Annotated in this window: 15 protein-coding genes and 2 pseudogenes; 8 read left to right on the top strand and 9 right to left on the bottom strand. The window is 67.8% G+C overall.

The window, feature by feature from the left end:
• Positions 1-87: 87 nt before the first annotated feature.
• A pseudogene (locus tag AB0K28_RS09005) lies at positions 88-567 on the top strand (transposase); the annotation flags it as partial.
• Here the strand turns inward: AB0K28_RS09005 and AB0K28_RS09000 are convergent.
• A complete protein-coding gene (locus tag AB0K28_RS09000; protein WP_364366951.1) occupies positions 564-890 on the bottom strand; it encodes a hypothetical protein in 327 nt (108 codons plus the stop codon). The pseudogene AB0K28_RS09005 and the gene AB0K28_RS09000 overlap by 4 nt on opposite strands.
• A 55-nt stretch (positions 891-945) precedes the next feature.
• The gene (locus tag AB0K28_RS08995) at positions 946-1,650 is read right to left on the bottom strand and encodes a reverse transcriptase domain-containing protein (RefSeq protein WP_364366948.1); all 705 of its coding nucleotides are present in this window, start codon (positions 1,648-1,650) and stop codon (positions 946-948) included.
• 1,568 nt (positions 1,651-3,218) lie between these two features.
• On the opposite strand from AB0K28_RS08995, the gene AB0K28_RS08990 reads away from it, so the two are divergent.
• Positions 3,219-5,027 (top strand): vWA domain-containing protein, encoded by a 1,809-nt coding sequence (locus AB0K28_RS08990; RefSeq protein ID WP_364366998.1) that lies wholly within the window; start codon positions 3,219-3,221, stop codon positions 5,025-5,027.
• 660 nt (positions 5,028-5,687) lie between these two features.
• Here AB0K28_RS08990 and AB0K28_RS08985 read toward each other — a convergent pair.
• Positions 5,688-6,039 (bottom strand): annotated as a pseudogene (locus AB0K28_RS08985) (HNH endonuclease); the annotation flags it as partial.
• 546 nt (positions 6,040-6,585) lie between these two features.
• Between AB0K28_RS08985 and AB0K28_RS08980 the strand changes: the two are divergent.
• A complete protein-coding gene (locus tag AB0K28_RS08980; protein ID WP_364366945.1) occupies positions 6,586-7,563 on the top strand; it encodes a polyprenyl synthetase family protein in 978 nt (325 codons plus the stop codon).
• A gap of 56 nt (positions 7,564-7,619) precedes the next feature.
• Here the strand turns inward: AB0K28_RS08980 and AB0K28_RS08975 are convergent, their stop codons facing one another.
• From AB0K28_RS08975 to AB0K28_RS08965, 3 genes are all read right to left on the bottom strand, one after another.
• Positions 7,620-8,726: a Gfo/Idh/MocA family oxidoreductase gene (locus AB0K28_RS08975; protein WP_364366942.1), complete on the bottom strand. Its 1,107-nt coding sequence runs from the start codon at positions 8,724-8,726 to the stop codon at positions 7,620-7,622.
• Positions 8,719-9,111 carry an ester cyclase gene (locus tag AB0K28_RS08970; protein WP_364366939.1) on the bottom strand — a complete coding sequence of 131 codons (393 nt, stop codon included), beginning with the start codon at positions 9,109-9,111 and terminating at the stop codon, positions 8,719-8,721. The genes AB0K28_RS08975 and AB0K28_RS08970 overlap by 8 nt, the downstream gene beginning before the upstream one ends.
• A gap of 178 nt (positions 9,112-9,289) precedes the next feature.
• Complete coding sequence (locus AB0K28_RS08965; protein WP_364366937.1) at positions 9,290-9,895, bottom strand: TetR/AcrR family transcriptional regulator; 606 nt, start codon at positions 9,893-9,895, stop codon at positions 9,290-9,292.
• Between the two features lie 141 nt (positions 9,896-10,036).
• Here AB0K28_RS08965 and AB0K28_RS08960 point away from each other — a divergent pair, with 141 nt between their 5' ends.
• A complete protein-coding gene (locus tag AB0K28_RS08960) occupies positions 10,037-11,008 on the top strand; it encodes an aldo/keto reductase (protein WP_364366934.1) in 972 nt (323 codons plus the stop codon).
• A 399-nt stretch (positions 11,009-11,407) separates the two neighbouring features.
• Here the strand turns inward: AB0K28_RS08960 and AB0K28_RS08955 are convergent, their stop codons facing one another.
• Positions 11,408-11,743 carry a hypothetical protein gene (locus AB0K28_RS08955; RefSeq protein WP_364366931.1) on the bottom strand — a complete coding sequence of 112 codons (336 nt, stop codon included), beginning with the start codon at positions 11,741-11,743 and terminating at the stop codon, positions 11,408-11,410.
• Positions 11,744-12,100: 357 nt separating this feature from the next.
• The gene (locus AB0K28_RS08950; RefSeq protein WP_364366928.1) at positions 12,101-13,231 is read right to left on the bottom strand and encodes an NAD(P)/FAD-dependent oxidoreductase; all 1,131 of its coding nucleotides are present in this window, start codon (positions 13,229-13,231) and stop codon (positions 12,101-12,103) included.
• A 132-nt stretch (positions 13,232-13,363) separates the two neighbouring features.
• Between AB0K28_RS08950 and AB0K28_RS08945 the strand changes: the two genes are divergently transcribed.
• Complete coding sequence (locus tag AB0K28_RS08945; protein ID WP_364366925.1) at positions 13,364-14,062, top strand: helix-turn-helix domain-containing protein; 699 nt, start codon at positions 13,364-13,366, stop codon at positions 14,060-14,062.
• Positions 14,063-14,111: 49 nt separating this feature from the next.
• Positions 14,112-15,635 (top strand): FAD-dependent monooxygenase, encoded by a 1,524-nt coding sequence (locus tag AB0K28_RS08940; RefSeq protein ID WP_364366923.1) that lies wholly within the window; start codon positions 14,112-14,114, stop codon positions 15,633-15,635.
• A gap of 153 nt (positions 15,636-15,788) precedes the next feature.
• Here the strand turns inward: AB0K28_RS08940 and AB0K28_RS08935 are convergent, their stop codons facing one another.
• Positions 15,789-16,379 (bottom strand): helix-turn-helix domain-containing protein, encoded by a 591-nt coding sequence (locus tag AB0K28_RS08935; RefSeq protein WP_345402489.1) that lies wholly within the window; start codon positions 16,377-16,379, stop codon positions 15,789-15,791.
• Positions 16,380-16,897: 518 nt separating this feature from the next.
• Here AB0K28_RS08935 and AB0K28_RS08930 point away from each other — a divergent pair.
• Together AB0K28_RS08930 and AB0K28_RS08925 are read left to right on the top strand one after the other, a co-directional pair.
• Positions 16,898-17,590: a GDSL-type esterase/lipase family protein gene (locus tag AB0K28_RS08930; RefSeq protein ID WP_364366919.1), complete on the top strand. Its 693-nt coding sequence runs from the start codon at positions 16,898-16,900 to the stop codon at positions 17,588-17,590.
• A 4-nt stretch (positions 17,591-17,594) separates the two neighbouring features.
• Positions 17,595-18,812 (top strand): pectin acetylesterase-family hydrolase, encoded by a 1,218-nt coding sequence (locus tag AB0K28_RS08925; protein ID WP_364366916.1) that lies wholly within the window; start codon positions 17,595-17,597, stop codon positions 18,810-18,812.
• The last annotated feature ends 73 nt before the right edge of the window (positions 18,813-18,885 follow it).

The raw sequence follows: 18,885 nt of genomic DNA, 5'->3' as shown, positions 1-18,885 counted from the left end.
GATACTCCAGCGCCGACGCGCTCCTGAACGCCATCACACCGCACGACGACATCCCACGTGCCACAGAATCGACACCTTGATTCTTTACGGCTCCATTACCTGCGCAACCTGCTCACCACCGTCCCCAAGTCGGCGCAGCCGTGGGTGGCCACCCTGGTGCGCACCATCTTCGACCAGCCCACCGCCGAGCAGGTGCGCACCCAGCACGCCTGGGTCATCGACGCCCTGGAAGCCAAGTACCCAGCCGCGTGCGAGCACCTGGACGCCGCCCGCGAGGACCTGCTCGCCTTCGCCGCCTTCCCCCGCGAGACCTGGCGCCAGATCTGGTCCAACAACCCACAGGAGCGGCTGAACAAGGAGATCCGCCGCCGCACCGACGTGGTCGGCATCTTCCCCGACCGCGCCGCGATCATCCGGCTGGTCGGAGCGGTACTGGCCGAGCAGACCGACGAATGGACCGAAGCCCGCCGCTACATGGGCCTGGACATCCTTGCCAAAGCCCGCGTCCGGCTGATCACCGGCGACACACCGGCCCAGAACCCACTCCCGCAGACACTTACCGCTTAACCTGCAAAAACAGGATCACGCGAAGATCGATTTATACACCACGTCCGTGGACGTGACCGCAGGACGTCCACGCTGTGTCCGGCCCGCTTGGCAACCTCGGGAGCCGGGACGCCGGCGTTCAGCCAGAGCGACACCACGGCGTGGCGGAGGTCGTACGGGCGAGCGGCCAGCGACGAGGCGACCTGAGCCGGAGTGAGGGCGAGTTTGCGGGCTTCCTGCCAGACGTACGAGTGCGCTGAACTGGAGTAGGTGCCGCCGGTTCCGGTGCTGAAGATCCTCCCGTCCTCGGCGGTGCCGAACTCCGCGACGTGCTCGCGCAGCATGGCCACCAGGACGGGCGGGATCGGGATCTCGCGCGTCTCCTTGTCCGCGCGATGCCTAAGACTGCGGGACTCGTGAGTCTGCCCCGAGTCGGTCCAGCGCTTCGTAGCCTGCGGGCGCGCGCTCTCCAGAACTGGGCTTGATCCGGTTTGACGGACATCCGAGATCAGGGGTTCGCCCCCGGGAGGATGTCCATGATGGAGAGCATGGCTGCGGCGAGATCACGCCGCCCTGTGGTGTCCCGGTGGCCTCGCGCCGCACCTGCCCATCGGCGGCCAGACCCCCGCTGCGCAGAATCTGCCGCAGCAGGGACAGCACCGGCCGATCGCAGATGCGTTCCTCGATCGCCTGCATCAACTCCTCGTGCGGGATCGCCGAAAAGCAGTTGGCGATGTCCGTCTCGACCACCCAGCGGCGTCCCCGCTGCCGCTCATCGATGAGCACCTGCAACGCATCATGAGCCGATCGCTTGGGCCGGAACCCGAAGGAGCAGTCGGCCATGTCGGCCTCGAAGACCGGCTCGAGCACGATCTTCAATGCCGCCTGCACGATGCGGTCACGAACTGCGGGGATCGACAACGGCCGCATCTCGCCGCTGCCCGGCTTCGGGATGAGCACCCGCCGCGCGGGCAACGGCCGATAACGCCGCTGCCGCACCTGTTCAGCCAACTCGCCGAGCAGCCGGTCGATGCCGTACTCCTCGACCTCGGCCAGGGTGGTGTTGTCGATGCCCGGCGCGCCGTTGTTCCGGCGCACCGCCACCCACGCACGCCGCTACACGTCTCTGCGGAAGACCTTGTCGAACAGCGCGTGGAACCGACGCCCGGGATCGGCCTTGGCCGCCCGGTAGAGCGCATGCTGCAGGGCACGGACCGGATCACGCGGAACCCGTGGATCCCGTGATCCCAAAGCGGCGCGACTAGCCTGGCCGGCACTCACCGGGCCCCTCCCTGTCAGTCGCTGCGCATCGACGAAGCAGCGGCCCTTCCCATCGCCGCCGGTTGTGTTGTCCGGCCGGCTGATAGCGGTACTACGGCCGCCTCCGACGCCCACCCGGCACACGTCCACTTCCCGAGACCATCGGTTATAGGACGCGACGCTCCGGCAACACGATCATCCGCAGGTTGCCGGGCCGGGGAGGGCCTCCCAGTTCCCGCCGCCACTATCGGTGCGTTCCGCGCCCCATACGCCGGGGAGTCCCTTACGGCTGCGCTTCCAGGCTCTTCACCGCGTCCACGGCCTTCGCCCCGATTTCGAGAGGCTCGGCACTCCCTCGTCCCACCCCGACGGGGGCGGGCTGAGTAACGACGCCGCAGGCTTCGCTTCATGCTACGGACCGCACCGTCGCTCCCCCTTACAGGGCTTTTGACGCTGGGCTTCGACCCCGCCCGTTTCCGGACGAAGCCGCCAGCCTGCTACCGGGCCTCCTGGCGGCTACCCGGACCGGACCTCCACCGGCAAGCGACGACGAGCTTACGAACAAAAGATCAGCCGCTATGCCACGGCTTCACCTCCTGCCCTGCCGGGCGCACGCAAAAGCCTCACTGCTGGAGTACGAGCCTTCGGTCGTCGTGCGGAAGAGCCTGCCGTCGTCTGCCACGCCGTACGCCGCAATGTGCTTGCGCAGATTGGCCACCAGCACCGGCGGGATCGGTACCTCGCGGGTCTCCTTGTCTGCCCGGTGCTTGAGCGGGCGGTGACTCGTGGGTCCGGCCGTTGTCGGTCCAGCCCTTCGTCCCTTGGGGACGCGCCCGTTCCAGCACGATCAGCCCCCATCCGGACGTGGCCAGGGTGCAGTTGTGCTCGCGCAGGTCCGGTCGCAGCCGCTGCCCCGATTCATGCAGCAAAAGGCGCAGTCAAGAGCGCGAGACCGTATTTTCGTGCGGGACACAGTCCGGAGGAACCGAAAACGGCCGCCCTTTGAAGGCGACAATCTGAGAATTATTCATTTCATCGGGCACACCCAAAGGATCTTGGCGAAGCTCACTTCTCGTGGGAGTCTCCCATCGGCAAGGAGTGGCCGACTGCGGCCACCCGGGGGACTTTCCGTAAGTGTCCTATTTACAACGATTCGCCAACCAGTCACCCTATGACCGTGGCCACACCTCGCCTCGTTGATCACGGCCGGCGCTGAAAAGTCACCGAGGGTGTCAACCAATGCGACATCGTATCCTGTCGCGCCAATACGTGAGGAGAGGGCATTCCGTATGACGTAGTCACAGGAATTCTGCACGGCCAGCGATCCCAAAATCCGTTATGGCATAACGCCACACAGAAGGAATCACACCGTGAGAATGACGCGACGATTAAAGGCTGCCGTGTGCGTGGCGATGGCCGGTGCAATGCTGGTGGCCGGGGCAGGGACGGCGTCCGCCGATCCTGGGGTCACCCCGGCGGACGTGACGCTGAACCTGGACCCGGGCGAATCGACGAAGATCGACAAGACCGTCTCGACTCCGGTGATCCCACCCAAACCGGATATAACCTTCCTGATCGACACGACAGGGAGCATGGGCGGGGTCATCTCGAACGTGCAGACCAATGCGAACGCGATCCTGTCCAACGTGGCTTCGGCGCAGCCGGACGCGCAGTTCGCGGTCGCCGAGTACAAGGACGTGGCGGACGCGACGTCGTTCCGGGTGGCGCAGAACCTCACCGACGACGACACCGACGTCACCAACGGTCTCAACTCGCTGGTCGCGTCGGGCGGCGGCGACTTCCCCGAGGACGGCATCAATGGCCTGTTCGAGGTCGCGTCCGGGGCTGTCGACTTCAGGCCGAACAGCTCTCGGATCGTGCTGCTGATCGGGGACGCCCCCAGCCATGATCCCAGCAACGGCCATACGCTGGCGGACGCGATCAGCGCCCTGCAGGCAGCCGACATCACCGTGCTCGCGTTCGACCTGGCCGGGATGGACTCGACCGGGCAAGCGACCGCGATCACCAACGCCACGGGTGGACAGCTGTTCTCCGGCATCGACTCCTCGGAGGTCAGCGACACCATCCTGGCGGCCCTGAGCAACCTGCCGGTCACGGTCACCCACCAGTTGCGCGACTGCGACCCGAACCTGTCGGTGTCCCTGACCCCGGACAGCCGGACGGTGACCAGCGGCGAAGATGCCGCCTTCACCGAGACCGTCTCCATCGGCGCCGGAGCCGTACCGGGAAGCACCATCACCTGCAAGGTGGACTTCCTGCTCAACGGCGTCCTGTCACTAGGCTTCACTGAAACGATCACCGAACACGTCCCGAAGGCGACTCCGTCGATCGCCACGACGCCATCGGACACGGTGCCCGCGGGCGGAAAGGTCTCCGATACCGCGACCCTGTCCGGCGGGTACCACCCGACAGGCACCGTCACGTTCCAGCTGTTCGCGCCCGGTGACACCGACTGTGCGGAGCCGATCGAGACTCGTACAGGGACGGTGTCCGGCACCGGCACCGCCGCATCCGGCGACGTGACCATCGGCGCGGCCGGCACCTACCGGTGGACCGCCACCTACAGCGGCGACGCCCACAACAACTCTGTGACCTCACCGTGCGGCGACGAAGAAGTCATCGTCACGCCGCAGCAGCTCACCGGACGGGCCTACGGCCTGGCCGCTGACGCCTCTCTGGCCGGCATCCAATTGGTCAACATCGCGCCCACCCCAGACACCGGCCACATCTCCACCACCTCAACCGAAACCACCTCGGTGCCCTGCACCGCCACCCTCAGCGGACTGATCACCGGGCACGCTCTGTGCGCCCAGGTCGCCACCACGGCATTCCCCGGCAAGTCCGTGGCCACCGCCTCCATCGACGACACCACCATCGGGATCACCGGCATTCCCGTGATCACCGTCAAGACCATCAACTCCAGCTCCACCACCACCTGCGCTGGATCCAGCGGAACCACCACGATCGCCTTCCTCAAGGTCGGCAACACGGTGGTCATCGCAGAACCTACCGAGATCGCACCCAACACCACCGTCAACGTCGGCGTCGTCAAGCTCGTCCTCAACGAGCAGATCCCCTTCACCACCCCCGACGCAGGCCTGACCGTCAACGCCGTCCACCTCACCGTCAACGCCCTCGGCCTGGCCAAGACCAACGTCGTCCTGGCCTCCTCCGAAAGCGATATCGGCAACTGCCCATAACCAACCCACCTGACCAAACCCCGGGACCGGGCGGGGCACCATAGCTCCGCCCGGCCTCATTCAGGCTTCAGGCCCCCCGTGGCTGTTTCTGCTCCACATGGCAGTCTCGCCACTGCCGGCCACCGGCCGAGCCGAAAACCGCGTCCACCCAGACCGTGCGTCAATCGGCAACTTGGTGCAGATGACCATCCAGCCGTCAGGGTCTACGCTGCGGTTCGCGGCCACCGCACGATCTTTGATCGTCTTCACAAACTCCGAATGATCACGCGGTGGCCGTCGCCATGCGATCTCAACGCCCCAAGACACCAGAATGTCACTGGAGTACTAGAGGTGAGAGCCTCCAGCGAACGGTAGCCCACCGTGAGAGAAACTGCGCCGACCAGCGACACGACAACCAATGTCGTCGTGGGTGGTGAACGTGGTGCAGACGCCATCAACCACGGAAAAGTCCACTGTCAAGTGTTCCACTCCCTGGGCCGTATCGTCGCGCTCCATCATGCCATCCGCCGCAAATCCCCATGACGACCAGGCAGTACGGACATTCAATAGCACGGAGTCTCAGTAGAAGAAATCGCACACCAAGGTCCTGAGCCTGAATCCACGGCTGAAAAGCGATGCATGTGCTGTGAAATGAGGCAAGATGCCCTCGGCCCTGGTTATTCAGCTTGCGTTTGACGAGCCGGACGAGTCCGCACAGGTCCGCGATCGCCATCCCTTCGCGCGGCTTGGGGCTGACGTGCGGAACACCTGGTGATTGTGCCAGCCGATGTGGCCCTGCTCGACTTGGTCCAGGCCGGGCTAGGGCTGTCGGGCGGGCGTACCCGCCAGGGAGAGCACCATGTCCCGGGACGACTCGCGAGCGGCCGACGAACCTGGCCGAGACGGCGATGGGGCGCTCAGCGGTCAGTCCGATGACGCCCTTGTCGAACAGTTTGTGGTGGATGGCGCACAGGCACAGCCCGTTCGCCACGTCGTCGGGCCCATCGAGAGCCCACCAGCGCACGTGCGCGGCGCCTGGTGCTGGATGCCGTGATGAGGTCCATTGAGCTTTCGGGCAGGCACCGGCGGTCGGCGACCCGCCATCCGTCGTGGGCTTTGACCAGGCCGGCGTCGGCCAGGCGGAGCGTCTCCGCACACCACAACGCTTCCACAAAGCGCTGTCGCAGTTGACTCTCGTCCAGGGCTGCGATCAACAGGCTGGAGCGTCACATGAGAGTACTGGGCATGGTCTCGAGGTTCTTTCGGATGCTCGGCGGCTGCTCTGTTCTACGAGGGGCTTCAGTGAGCCTGGAGTCCAAGCCTTGCGACGGCCAGAACTGTATAGGCCACTCCTCAGCTCCTTGTGGAGGAGCGTTTTCATCTGGCCAGCTCCAGCCGCTTCCTGGACGGCGACTTGCCTTGATCGCCCCGTCGCCGGCGTTTCCCGCAGACGACGACATAAGGTCCTCGCTCACACCAGGCATCACTGCGCACTGACAACGCGCCGAGAAGGCCGTGCTGAGAGGCTCCTCAGGGTCTCTCAGGTGTCACACAGCCACCGCGACGCAGGCTGGAGCGTATGGATCAACTCCTGTGCAGCCCTGCCATCGCCGCCGGGCTGACCAAGGTCGAAGCCAGGATCCGGCGGCTGAGCGGCTCCTCCGCGCTGCCCGCCATCAACGCGGGCGCCGGGCATGTCGTCGCGGCCGGCGGCAAGCGGCTGCGGCCCGCCATGACGCTGGCCGCCTCCCTAGCCCTCGGCAAGACTCCCGACCGCCGGGTGATCACGGCCGCCGCGTGCATCGAGCTCATCCACGCGGGCTCGCTCGTGCACGACGACCTCATAGACCGCGCGAGCGAGCGACGCGGCGCCAGGACGCTCAACGCCGAACTGGGGGACGGCAAGGCGCTGGTGATCGGGGACTTCATGCTGGCCAGGGCCGGGCTGGCGGCGATCGTGAACCTGTCCAGGCCGGTGGCGGAGGTGCTGGCGGCGGCGGTGGTGCAGCTGGCCGAAGGGCAGTACCTGGAGACGGCCGGCCTGTTCGATACGGGCCGTACCCGGGAAAGCGCGTTGCGGTCGATCACCGGCAAGACCGCCGCGCTCTTCCGGGCGAGCTGCCTGGTCGCGGCGGTGTGCGCGCACGCGCCGGCCGAGGACAGGGCGCGGATGGCGACGTATGGTGAGAAGTTCGGGCTGATCTTCCAGGTGCTGGACGACCTGCTCGACCTGACCGCCACCAGCGCGCAGCTCGGTAAGCCGACCGGGAACGACTTGCGGCAGGGCGTCTACAGCCTGCCGCTGCTCATGTCGGGGATCGACCTAGGCGGGCTGGGCCCGGGCATGACCGACGAGCAGGTCACGGAGGTGCTGCGCGAGGTGCGGGAGAGCCGCATGACGGCCGACACCATCGCTTACTGCCGGGGCCTGGCCGCGGACGCGGTGGCCGCACTGCCCGTGATCCAGGACCCGGAGACGGCGACCTTGCTGTACGGGCTTCCGTCAGCGTACGTCGACCACGTGGAGCGGCTGACCGGCCTGACGATCGCCGGTTAGGCCTCGCGGATGTGGCGCCAGGCGGTTGCGTGACAACCCTTCTACTAGGGGCTCTTCTACTTGTCGAAAGAGTGGAGGGTTTGGCGTTGGCCTGTGGTGGCGGAGCGTGCGATCGCGTCCAAAAGCCGGTGGCGCTTGACGGCGTGGGTGAAGTCTGGGGCGACAGTCGTTCCGTGGACGAGGTCGTCCCGGATCGCGGCGTAGGCGTGCGCCAGGTTGTGGATCACGGTGCCGGTCAGGGCGGGGTAGCCGTCGTAGCCGCTGGGCGGCGTGACCGTCGTAGGCCGGCCGCCGCTGCGTGCGACACGTACCGTGACCGGACCGATGTGGGGGAACTCGGCGCCGGTGACGTCGAGTCTCCCCTCCGTGCCGTCGATGATCAGAGAGAAGCCGGCACCCGATGCCGCGCCGCCACGGTGGTGGACGGACAGGATCGCCCCGCCCGCCACGGTGCCCGAGATCGCGATCTGGTCCTCGGCGCTCATCGGAACGACCTGCCCGGTTCGCCCCAGGGGAACCTGGCGGCGGCGGGTCGCGGTCGTCGCGACCACGTCCTGAAGCTCGCCGACGACCATCGACACCAGATCGATCGCATGTCCGAAGGCGATGGTCAGCATCGTGGCCCCGAGCTTGCGGTCGAGCGTGTAGACCATGTCCGGGGACACCGGAGTGCCCCATTCGGTCGAAGACGCCACGACGGTGGCGGAGAGCACGTCCCCCACGAATCCTTCGGACACGAGGTCGGCCAGCCAGCGGAAGGTCGGCGAGGAGCGTCCCTGGAGACCGGCGAAAGTACGCGTCGTCCCGGCGGCACGCTCCATCTCCTCGGCCTCGTGCAGGTCGGCGGCGAGCGGCCACTCGCAGAGCACCGGCACTCCCGTCTTCAGCACGGGCAGCACGAGTTCGCGATGCCGGGGAACTTTGACGGCGACGACGACGAGGCCGACGTTCGCGTCGCCGGCGAGCTGCTCGACCGACGTGTACGCGGGTACGCCGTACGCCGCTCCCGCGGTCTGGGCGGAGGCTTCAGAGCTCGCCGCCAGCGCGCGAAGCTCGATCCCGTCGACGGCTCTCAGTGCGGGCAGGTGAGCCCCGGCCGCCCAGCCTCCGGTGGCGCTCAGGCCGACGATGCCGACGCCGATCGGCTTACGGGGGTCAGGCACCGAGCTGCCGCCTCAGGGTCTCGGCGTCGTGCAGGGCCGTCATGTGCACGAACCGCCCGTCACGAACCTGGTGGATGGCGTACTCGACGATCTCGAACGAGGCGCCGGTGGGAACCACGCCGAGCCACTCCTTGGCCCGCGTGCCGGTGTTGATCAGACGGGCGGCCAGGCGATCACCATCGACCGCGATCTCCCGGGGCTCCCAGTGGAAGTCCGGTACCGCGTCGGTGTCGTCGTTCAGCACAGTTATGGCCTGGTCGCGAGTGCCGGGCTCGCCGTTCAGGGTGGTCTCGTCGTTGATGAACTCGTCCATGCGGGAGATCTCGTGTGCGTTGAGCGCCCCGATGTAGGGCAGGTAGAACGCGCGCAGGTCGGTGTCGGACATGATCTCCTTCTTCAGCCTCCTGGAGCCAGGGCCGGACTCGGTGTTTCGCGACGGCTCTCGACTCTTCTGTCGCGGTACGTCGGCAGGGGGAGGAACCGCTGCTCCACCACTTCTGTTCCAGACGGTACCGAAGTTTTCTTCGTACCGTCACCACTCGTCCAGCGAAGGGGTGTGGCCGCTATACGGGCCAGCCGAGCATCGCCGCGTCGACGATCTCATCGAGCTCAGCAGGACCGAGGCCGTTGGCGGCCTGCACGGCGATGCCGAAACCCACCGTCATGACGAACCGGGCAAGCCGCCGAGGGTCGGCGTCACGCGGAAGATCACCCTCGTCGACGGCACGCCGGAAGCGCTCCTCAAGGCGGACGCCCGCGTCGTTGCGCCAGTCGACGAGCAGGTCGTGGATAGGCCGGCTCTCGTCGCTCGACGCCAGCGCACCCTGTACGGCCAGGCATCCGGAGGGGCCGTCAGGAGAGGTCGTGGTGCAGACCGCTCCGCGCAGAAACGCCAAGGCCACGGCCCGTGCGGTGGGCTCCTCCAGGGCGCGCGTGACATAGGCGGCCGGTCCCGCGCCGTAGCGCTGGAGGGCCTTGCGGAACAACTGCTCCTTGTTGCCGTAGGCCGCGTACATGCTCGTCTTGGTGATCCCCATGGCGCGGGTCAGTTCGGCGAGGCTCGCGCCTTCGTACCCTCGGGCCCAGAACACCCGCATCGCGCGTTCCAGCGCCTGGTCGATGTCGAATTCCCGAGGCCGGCCCATGACGGCCCTGCTGGAGTCACCCATGCCATAAGCGTACCTGTCGGTACAGATCTACGCCGACCAGTGGTCGTCTTCGACGAAGGCAGTTAAGTACCGATCGGTCTTGATGTGCGATAGAGTTCTGGACCAATCGGTACTTAACTGATGGGAAGGGAAGTCCGCGCCATGAAAACCGTCTCGCTCGGCAACCTCGAAGTCTCGCGCATCGGCCTCGGAGCCATGGGGATGTCGGCGTTCTACACCGGAGCCGGCCAGTTCGACGACGAGTCCATCCGCACGATCCACCGCGCTCTGGACCTCGGGGTCACCCATATCGACACCGCAGAGGCGTACGGACCCTTCATCAACGAGGAGCTGGTCGGCCGGGCCGTACAAGGGCGCCGAGACGAGGTCGTGCTGGCGACCAAGTTCGGACTGATCTCCCACACCGGTGGCACGGCTCCGGACAGCACACCGGCCACCATCCGCCTGGCCGTGGAGGGATCACTCAAGCGCCTGCGTACCGACTACATCGACCTCTACTACCAGCACCGGGTGGACCCCGGAACACCCATCGAAGAGACCGTCGGCGCGCTGGCCGACCTGGTCACCGAAGGCAAGATCCGCCACATCGGCCTGTCGGAGGCCAGCCCCGCCACGATCCGCCGCGCTCACACCGTGCACCCGATCGCCGCGGTCCAATCCGAATACTCCCTGTGGACCCGCGACCCCGAGGCCGACATCCTGCCCGTCCTACGCGAACTGGGCATCGGCTTCGTACCGTACTCCCCGCTCGGCCGCGGCTTCCTGACCGGCGGCATCCGCTCCCTGAACGACCTCGACACCGACGACTGGCGCCGCACCAACCACCGCTTCGCCGACGGCAACCTGGAACGCAACCTGCGCATCGTCGACGAGGTCCGCGCCGTGGCCGCCGAGATCGACGCCACCCCCGCACAGGTCGCCCTGGCATGGCTGCTCGCCCAGAGCGACGACATCGCGCCCATCCCCGGCACCAAGCGAGTCGCCCGGCTGGAGGAGAACACCGCCGCCGACCACATCAACCTCACCGCCGGCCACCTCGCTCGCCTGAACGCCCTGCCCCCGGCCACCGGAGAACGCTACGACGCAGACAACATGGCCGCCATCGACCGCTGATCCAAGCTTGTCGCAGCGACGAGCTTCCCGTTCCGCCGTTTCCGGAAGAACACCATTCCAATTACGCGGTGGCCGTGCCCAAGAGCCAGTCGGTCTCCGCGGGCTGGGACAGGGAACGCGCTGGCACCGTCATCGCTCAGGCCCCCGCCGAGGCGTGAAAGTGCCTCTCCTGCTGCCACGGCGCCAAAGACGAGCGGTTGTATGACTGGGCGCTGGGGCAGATGCGTTTGGAGGTCAAGCCCGGCTATCAGCGTTGGCCGGTGGCCCAGTGCAGTCTGCCCCCGAACGCCAAGGGCGAGCTGGAACTGGCCTATTATGCCGGCGACAGCGCTGGCGTCTCCCGCCTGCGCGCTGAGGTTGAGAACCTTGCTGGGTGGTCCGGCCAGTAGATAGGTGAGTTCAGGCGACGGTTGCGAAGAACTCTCCGAGGCTGCAAAGGTGATCACCTCCTCCGCGAGCTCGCACGCGCAGTCCTTCACCGGCTGGGCTGCGCAGTCGAGCAAGTCCAGGCCCATGGTGAGTGCCGACAGTCTTCTGGCATTCGCCGCGACGTCCCTCGTCGTGATCGCGATACCCGGCCCGAGCGTCCTGTTCGTTTTCGGCCGCGCCCTCGCCCACGGCCGCCGCGCCGCGCTCGCCACCGTCCTGGGCAACCTCCTGGGCTGCTACGCCCTCGTCCTCGCCGTCGCCCTCGGCATCGGCGCCGTGGTCCCAGGGCTCGGCCACCGTGTTCACCGCCGTGAAGCTGGCCGGCGCCGTCTACCTCGTATACCTGGGCGTCCACGCGTTGCGTCACCGCGGCCGGCTGCGCGCCGACCTGACGACCGGGGGGACGAGCGGCGCGGTGATCTGCGTACCGTCCTGGACGGCCTGCTGGTCGGTGCCACGAACCCAAGGGCCTGGGCGCCTCGGCGGCCCGCGCCTGGTTCGCCGGCTGGGACCGGCGCCCGTCGATGATCGGCGGTGCGGGCGGCATCGCGCTGATCGGCCTCGGGCTCACCGTCGCCACCACTCGGTGAGGATGGAGGCGAGCACGACGCCGGTCAGCGCCACGTCGGTGCCGAAGATGCGGCCCCATCAGCCTGGTCCTGCTCAGTTGTCCTGCTGGTGTTCGGGCATCAGCGCCCGCAGGGCTTCCGGGATGTCATCGCCGAAGGTCTCCTCGAGGTGCTGGTTCATCACGTCGTCGGCCTGGCTCATGCGGGCGAACAGGGCCTGTTCGTAGGCTTCGAGGCCGGCTTCGAAGTCGTCGGGGTGAGCGGCGAGGGCGTCGGCGAGTTCGGCGCCGTCGCACATGGCCCAGTTGGCTCCCTCGCCGTTGGGGGCCTGCAGGTGTGCGGCGTCGCCGATCAGGGTCACCCCTGGCGTACGCTGCCAGCGGTGTCCGTCGGGCAGGGCGAAGTGCGGGCGCAGGACGGGCGGGGTGTCGCTGTCGGTGATCAGTGCGGTGATCTCCGGGGCCCAGCCGTCGAATTCGGCGGCGACGCGGGTGGCGGCCGCGGCGGAGTCGGTGAAGTCGATCTGGTCGAACCAGTCCAGCGGTTTGGTGAGGGATATGTAGGCGTGCAGGGTGTCGCCGCGTTCGCGGTGCGCGGTGATGGCACGGTCGGGTGCGGGGACGAACATCGAGCCGCCGCCGACCGCCTTCGCGGCGCCCGGGTGCCGCGTGTCGGCCTCGTACAGGTACGTCTCGACGAACGACTCGCCGGCGTACGCCGGGGTTGCCGCCGACAGCAGTGGGCGGATCTTCGACCAGGCGCCGTCCGCGCCGACGAGCAGGTCGGTGACGAGCGTGCGGCCGTCGGCGAAGGTGACCTCGTGGCGGCCCTCGCCGAGGCTGCGGGCACCGGTGACCTTGGCGCCCCAGCTCACCGTGCCAGTGGGAAGTGCGTCGAGCAGCATCCGCCGCAGGTCCGCGCGCTGGACTTCGGGCCTGCCGCCCTGCCCGTCGTCGGCCTTCTCGAACAGCACGGCTCCGTCCGGGCTCAGTGCCCGCATCGCCTGGCGGCCCTCCAGCACGATGGCGCGGAAGGCGTCACCGAGCCCGGCGGCTTCGATCGCGAGCTGGCCGTTGTAGTCGTGGATGTCGAGCATGCCGCCCTGTGCCCGCGCATCGGGCGAGGCTTCGGATTCGTAGACCTGGACCGGTATGCCGTGTACGTGCAGGACGCGGGCCAGGGTGAGGCCGCCGAGCCCGGCGCCGATGATCGTGACAGTTTTCATGACGATTCCCTCTGAACTGGATGGATGCAGCCGCGCACCTTAGTTGGTGCGGCGTGCCCAAATGGGACGTTATACCATTTTAGTGTGTTGCACCAAATTGGCACAGCGCACTAAATGTGTCACCATGGAGGCATGACAACGCCAACCCGCCGCCCAGGGCGGCGTAATCAGGTGCTTTCCAGGGATCAGATCATTGCCGCCGCCATCGAGCTGCTCGACGGGGGCGGCGAGGGTGCGTTGACCGTGCGGGCGCTCAGTGAGCGCCTGTCGACGGGGGCGGGGGCGATCGCGTACCACGTGGGCAAGCGGGACGATCTGCTGGACGCGGCGACCGAGACGGTCGTGACGGCGGCGCTGGCCGCGGCGCCCGCTCCCGCGGCGTCCACACCGGCCGAGGGGATCCGCGTGGCCGCCCTGGCCCTGTTCGACGCGATCACCGCTCACCCGTGGCTGGCCACGCGGCTGACCCTGCAGATCGTCCGCAACCCCGCCGGGCCGGTCACGGTCGGCATCTTCGAGCGCATCGGCCGGCAGGTGCAGGCACTCGGCGTGCCGCAGGAGCGCTGGTTCGACGCGGCCTCCACGCTCAGGGACTACATCCTCGGCGCGGTCAGCCAGAAGGTTCGCATCGAAGGGGACGCCTCCGGCATCGACGGCGATGCCGGCCGCGAAGAGCACCTCGGCGCGGCTTCAGCGGGCTGGCAGGAGCTAGCGCCCGAGACCCATCCGTTCATGCACGCCATCGTCGGCCAGATGAGGGATCACGACGACCGCGAGCAGTTCCTCACGGGCATCGCCGTCATCCTCGACGGCCTCACCCGTCTGCGCTGACGCCCTCGCCGGGCAGTCCCAGGCAGGGTTCTGAGAAAGGACACCTCCCATGCATGACGTCATCGTCGCGGGGGCCGGCCCGGTCGGGCTGTTCACCGCCAGCGAGCTGGCCCTGGCCGGCTGTTCCGTCCTCGTCCTCGAGCGGGACCAGGACCCGCACCCGCCGTTGAAGGAGCTTCCGCTGGGGCTGCGGGGCCTGAACGCCGGATCCGCCGAGACGTTCTACCGGCGCGGCCTGCTCCAAGCGGTCATGAAGGTGTCCGGCGCCGATCCGCAAAAGGTCGGCGCGGAACCGGAGGCGGTCGAGGCGCCCGATCCGCGGGAACTGAGCCACTTCGCGGGCATGACGCTGGACGCGGCCGATGTCGATACCGCCGTCCTGCCCTACCGGCTGCCCAGCCCGGCGATGGAAGGTTTCATGACGAGCCTGGACGCGGTCGTCACCGTGCTGGCCGAGCAGGCTTCCGTCCTCGGTGTGGAGATCGTCCGGGATGCCCCGGTCACCGTGGTGAGCCAGGACGACGAGTGCGTCGTCGTCACCGCGGGCGGGCAGCAGTACCAGGCGCAGTACCTGGTGGGCTGCGACGGCGGCCGCAGCGCGGTGCGCCGGCTGGCCGGGTTCGACTTCGTCGGCACCGACCCCCTGTTCACCGGCTACGTCGCCAAGGTCACCTTCGCCGACCCCGACCGGCTGCCCATGGGCTTCAACCTGACCGAGACCGGGATGTTCCTGCGCACGCCCCTCGAAGGGCACCTGGGCATGATGGACTTCGACGGCGGCACCTTCGACCGCTCCAAGCCGCTGACCCGCGAACATCTGCAGAGCGTGCTGCGCCGCGTCTCCGGCACCGACGTGACCCTGGACGAGGTGCACCTCGCCTCCAGCTTCACCGACCGCGCCATGCAGGTGACGACCTACCGCAACGGCCGCGTCCTGCTCGCCGGCGACGCCGCCCACATCCACTCACCGCTGGGCGGCCAGGGACTCAACCTCGGTATCGGCGACGCCATGAACCTCGGCTGGAAGCTCGCCGCCACCCTGCACGGCACCGCGCCCGAAGGCCTCCTCGACACCTACACCACCGAGCGCCACCCCATCGGCGCCGCCATCCTGGACTGGTCCCGCGCTCAGGTGGCGACCATGGACCCGGGCCCCAACGCCCCCGCCCTGCGCCGGCTGATCCACGACCTGATGCGCACCACCGACGGCACCACGCACGTCTATCGCCGCACCTCCGGCCTGTTCCACCACTACGACCTGGGCGACGGTCACCCGCTGGTCGGCAGCAGCGCCCCGGACTTCTGCTTCGAGGACGGCACCCGGCTCGGTGAGCTCCTGCGGACGGGCCACGGCGTCGTGCTGGACTTCACCGTCGATCAGGCACTGTGCCCTACGGCGCAGCAGTGGCAGGGCCGGATCCAGTACGCCGCCGGCCCGGTGCGCAACAACCTCGGCTTCACCGCCCTGCTCGTGCGCCCGGACGGCGTCGTGGCCTGGGCCAGCGAACACGCCCCGGCCCCTGCGGAGTTCGAGAACGCGGCCGCACGCTGGTTCGGCGCCACGAACCGGTAGAGCCCACGGCATCCCCTGCGCACAGGCTGCGGCGCCGCCCCGAGAACAAGGCGGTGCCGCAACCGAGCACTCCGCACCACACAGGGGGGCTCCCGAGCCGAAGGCCGGTGAACCACAGTGCACCAGCACAGGAAGGCACCGACACGGGCTGAGCTAGCGCCCGCCCTTGCCGTAGTGGGCCCAGCCCTGGTCGAGAAACCGGAAACCGGTCTCGACGAACGCCTCCGGATCAGGTTCGCGAACCGCCATGAGCTGGATCTGCAGCGCGAAGCGCACGTAGAAGCGGATCTCCTCGCTCGGCTCGGCGAGACCGAACTCCTCGGTGAGCGTGGCGATCAGCGCATCCTCGTGACGCAGCCACATCTTCTCCGCGTAGTCGATCAGCGCCGGCGTGCCGTCCATCAGCGCGAGGATCCGGCTTTGCGGCTCCGTCCTCAGCGCGGCGATCTCCGCCAAGTAGTGCGCCTTGAGCGCGTCAGAGACCGAGACACCCCGGCGGCGGTCCCGGACGGCGGCCACCAACCGGTCGTGCCGCTCCTTCTCGTCCGCGAAGACGAGCGCTTCCTTGTGCGGGAAGTGCGCGAAGACCGTCTTGGGCGTCACGTCGGCCCGGTCCGCGATCTCACGCACCGTCACCGCATCGAAACCCCGCTCCAGGAACAGCGCCGTCGCCGCTTCCAGGATCGTCGCCCGCGTCGCCGCCTTCTTGCGCTCACGCCGCCCTAGGGGTTCTGCATCCACCATCTCCCCATCATAACCTCGGACTCTTTCTACCTTGACGGTAAAAGTAGTCCCGGTATAGTAAGAGCGCGAGTGAAGCTAACGCTGCTGCCCTCACGAGTCCTGTGCCGTTGACAGCGGCTGCTCTGTTCCGCCGGCGGCAGCGCACGTACCCCGCGGCCCGCCCGACGCGGACACGACGACTGCCGCACGCAAGGACATCAACCCGGCCGCCGGACTCACCTGTCACAGGCGGCCTTGAACACCTCCATGCAACCGTCCAGCCAAGGGAAACGACCATGAACACCACCATCCATACCGCCGCCCCTCACACCCCCGCGTGGGTGCGTACCTGGGGTGCTTCACCGCAGGGGCCGTGTCGACACCGCCACCTGCCACGGCACCTTCCACACCCTCGGCCGGCTCGCGCCCGGCGACACCACCGAACACGTCGCGCTGCCTGCCGACGCCACGCCTCTTGCGGCGCAGGCCCTGCTCACGGCCGTGGAAGTCCAGCCCGAGACCCCACCCGGGCCATCGCCGTGCTCGGCGACTCCCGCGTCGACGGCATCGGCTCCACACCCGGCACCGACCGGCGCTGGACCGACCTGCTCGCCGCGCGCCTACACGCCCACAGCAGCCCGACCCGGTGCGTGGTCAGTCAGGGCATCGGCGGCAACCGCCTGCTCGCCCACGGCATCGGAGCCGCTGCCCTCGCCCGCTTCGACCGCGACATTCTCGCCACACCGGGGCTGGCTCATGTCGTGATCGCCGTCGGCAACGACCTCGTCTTCTCCTACGCCCCGCGCACCGAGGAGAACGCCGCCTTCCTCTCCATGTTCCCCGGCGAGCCCGTCGGCGTCGACGACATCATCGCCGCCCACCTCCAGGCCGCAGCCCGCGCCCGCACCCACGGCGCGAAGGTGTACGCCGCGACCATCGCCCCCTACGGCGACTCCGACATGTACAGCCCCGAAGGCGACAAGGCCCGCGAGCAGATCAACACCTGGATCCGCACCAGCGGCGCCTTCGACGCCGTCCTCGACTTCGACGCCGTCTGGCGCGACCCCGCCGACCCCAGCCGCATCCGCGACGACCTGCACATGGGCGACAACCTCCACGGTAACGACGCCGGCTACGCCGCCCTCGCCCAGTCCATCGACCTCACCCTCTTCGACCGACCTTCTGCCAAGACCTCACCGAACACACACCCCCACGACACGGACAGGCGGTAAACGCATGAAAGCAGCGAAGTGGACTGTCGCCGCAGTCATCTGCGCCTCGGTCGCCCTCGGCCTCTACACGAACGCGGCGGCGACCGCGGCCACGATCGGTGCCGTACTCGTACTGGGACTCCTCTACGTGTACTTCATCTACTTCGGCCGCCCGAGCCACGTGGCCAGCCTCAGCGAGGTCGCGGACACCAAATGGCACACCGTCGACCTGGGGAGGACAACCGTGAGCGCCGACGGCTCCGCGTACCGGATGTTCGTCCGGCGCGGCACGTCCAGCAACCTCGTGATCCACTTCTACGGTGGCGGAGCCTGCTGGGACGGTGAGACCGCCGCCCGTCCGATCACGCTCCTCGGCGTCGTGCGCGGCTACACGCGAGAGCTGCAGATGTTCTACTTCAACTCGCTGACCCCACTGTTCCCCGCCGTGCTCGCCGGAATGGCCGACCGCCGCGACACCACCAACGCCTTCCGTGACTGGAACTTCGTCTTCGTCCCCTACAGCACCGGGGACCTGCACGTCGGTGACACCAGCAACACCTACTCCCACAATGGCAAGACCATCACGGTCCACCACAACGGGCGCAACAACGCAACGGCCGTCCTCGACTGGGTCTACGCCAACTTCCCGGAAGCCGACAAGGTTCTGGTCTCCGGCGAAAGCGCCGGCGCATGGGCCTCCGCCTTCTACGCCCCGCAGATCGCCGACCACTACACAGACTCGAAGCTCTACTGCCTCTCGGACGGCGTCGGAGTCGTCACCGAGCGCTGGCGCGACATCGTGGACACGATCTGGAAAGCCGACAGCGCAAAAACCCTGGGCTTCGACATCGGCACCGACCTCTACGAGGACGCGCTCCTTCACCGCTCCGACGAGGCCGCGCGCAATATCAAGTACCTGCACGCCAACACGCTCTACGACGACACCCTCACCCGCTTCGGCGCCGCACTGAACCGCACATCAACCAAGACCGACGCGTTCATCGACGACTGGGCAGCCAACACCAAGGCATCGATCGCACGCCTCAGCCGGTCCGGCCTTCACTACAACTTCTTCCTCACCGACTGCGGCCACAACCCGAAGAAGCACACCACCGAACACACCCTGACGACCAACGAGTTCTACAACAAGTGCACGGCCGACGGGGTCCTCTACTCCACATGGATCAAGCGCAACGTCATCGACGACGAAGACCTCTCGCTCGGACACGAGCTGCTTCTCTGACGCCCCTTCGCCTTCATGAAAACGGCGTCGCGGAGGACGCCGCGGTGGCGCGCAAGAAGCCGGACAAACTCGA

Origin of the sequence: Nonomuraea sp. NPDC049504, assembly GCF_040676845.1 — a bacterium.
Classification (GTDB): Bacteria; Actinomycetota; Actinomycetes; order Streptosporangiales; family Streptosporangiaceae; genus Nonomuraea; species Nonomuraea salmonea.
The sequence above is the reverse complement of the archived record's forward strand: the minus strand, read 5'-3'. Positions and strand labels throughout refer to the sequence as shown.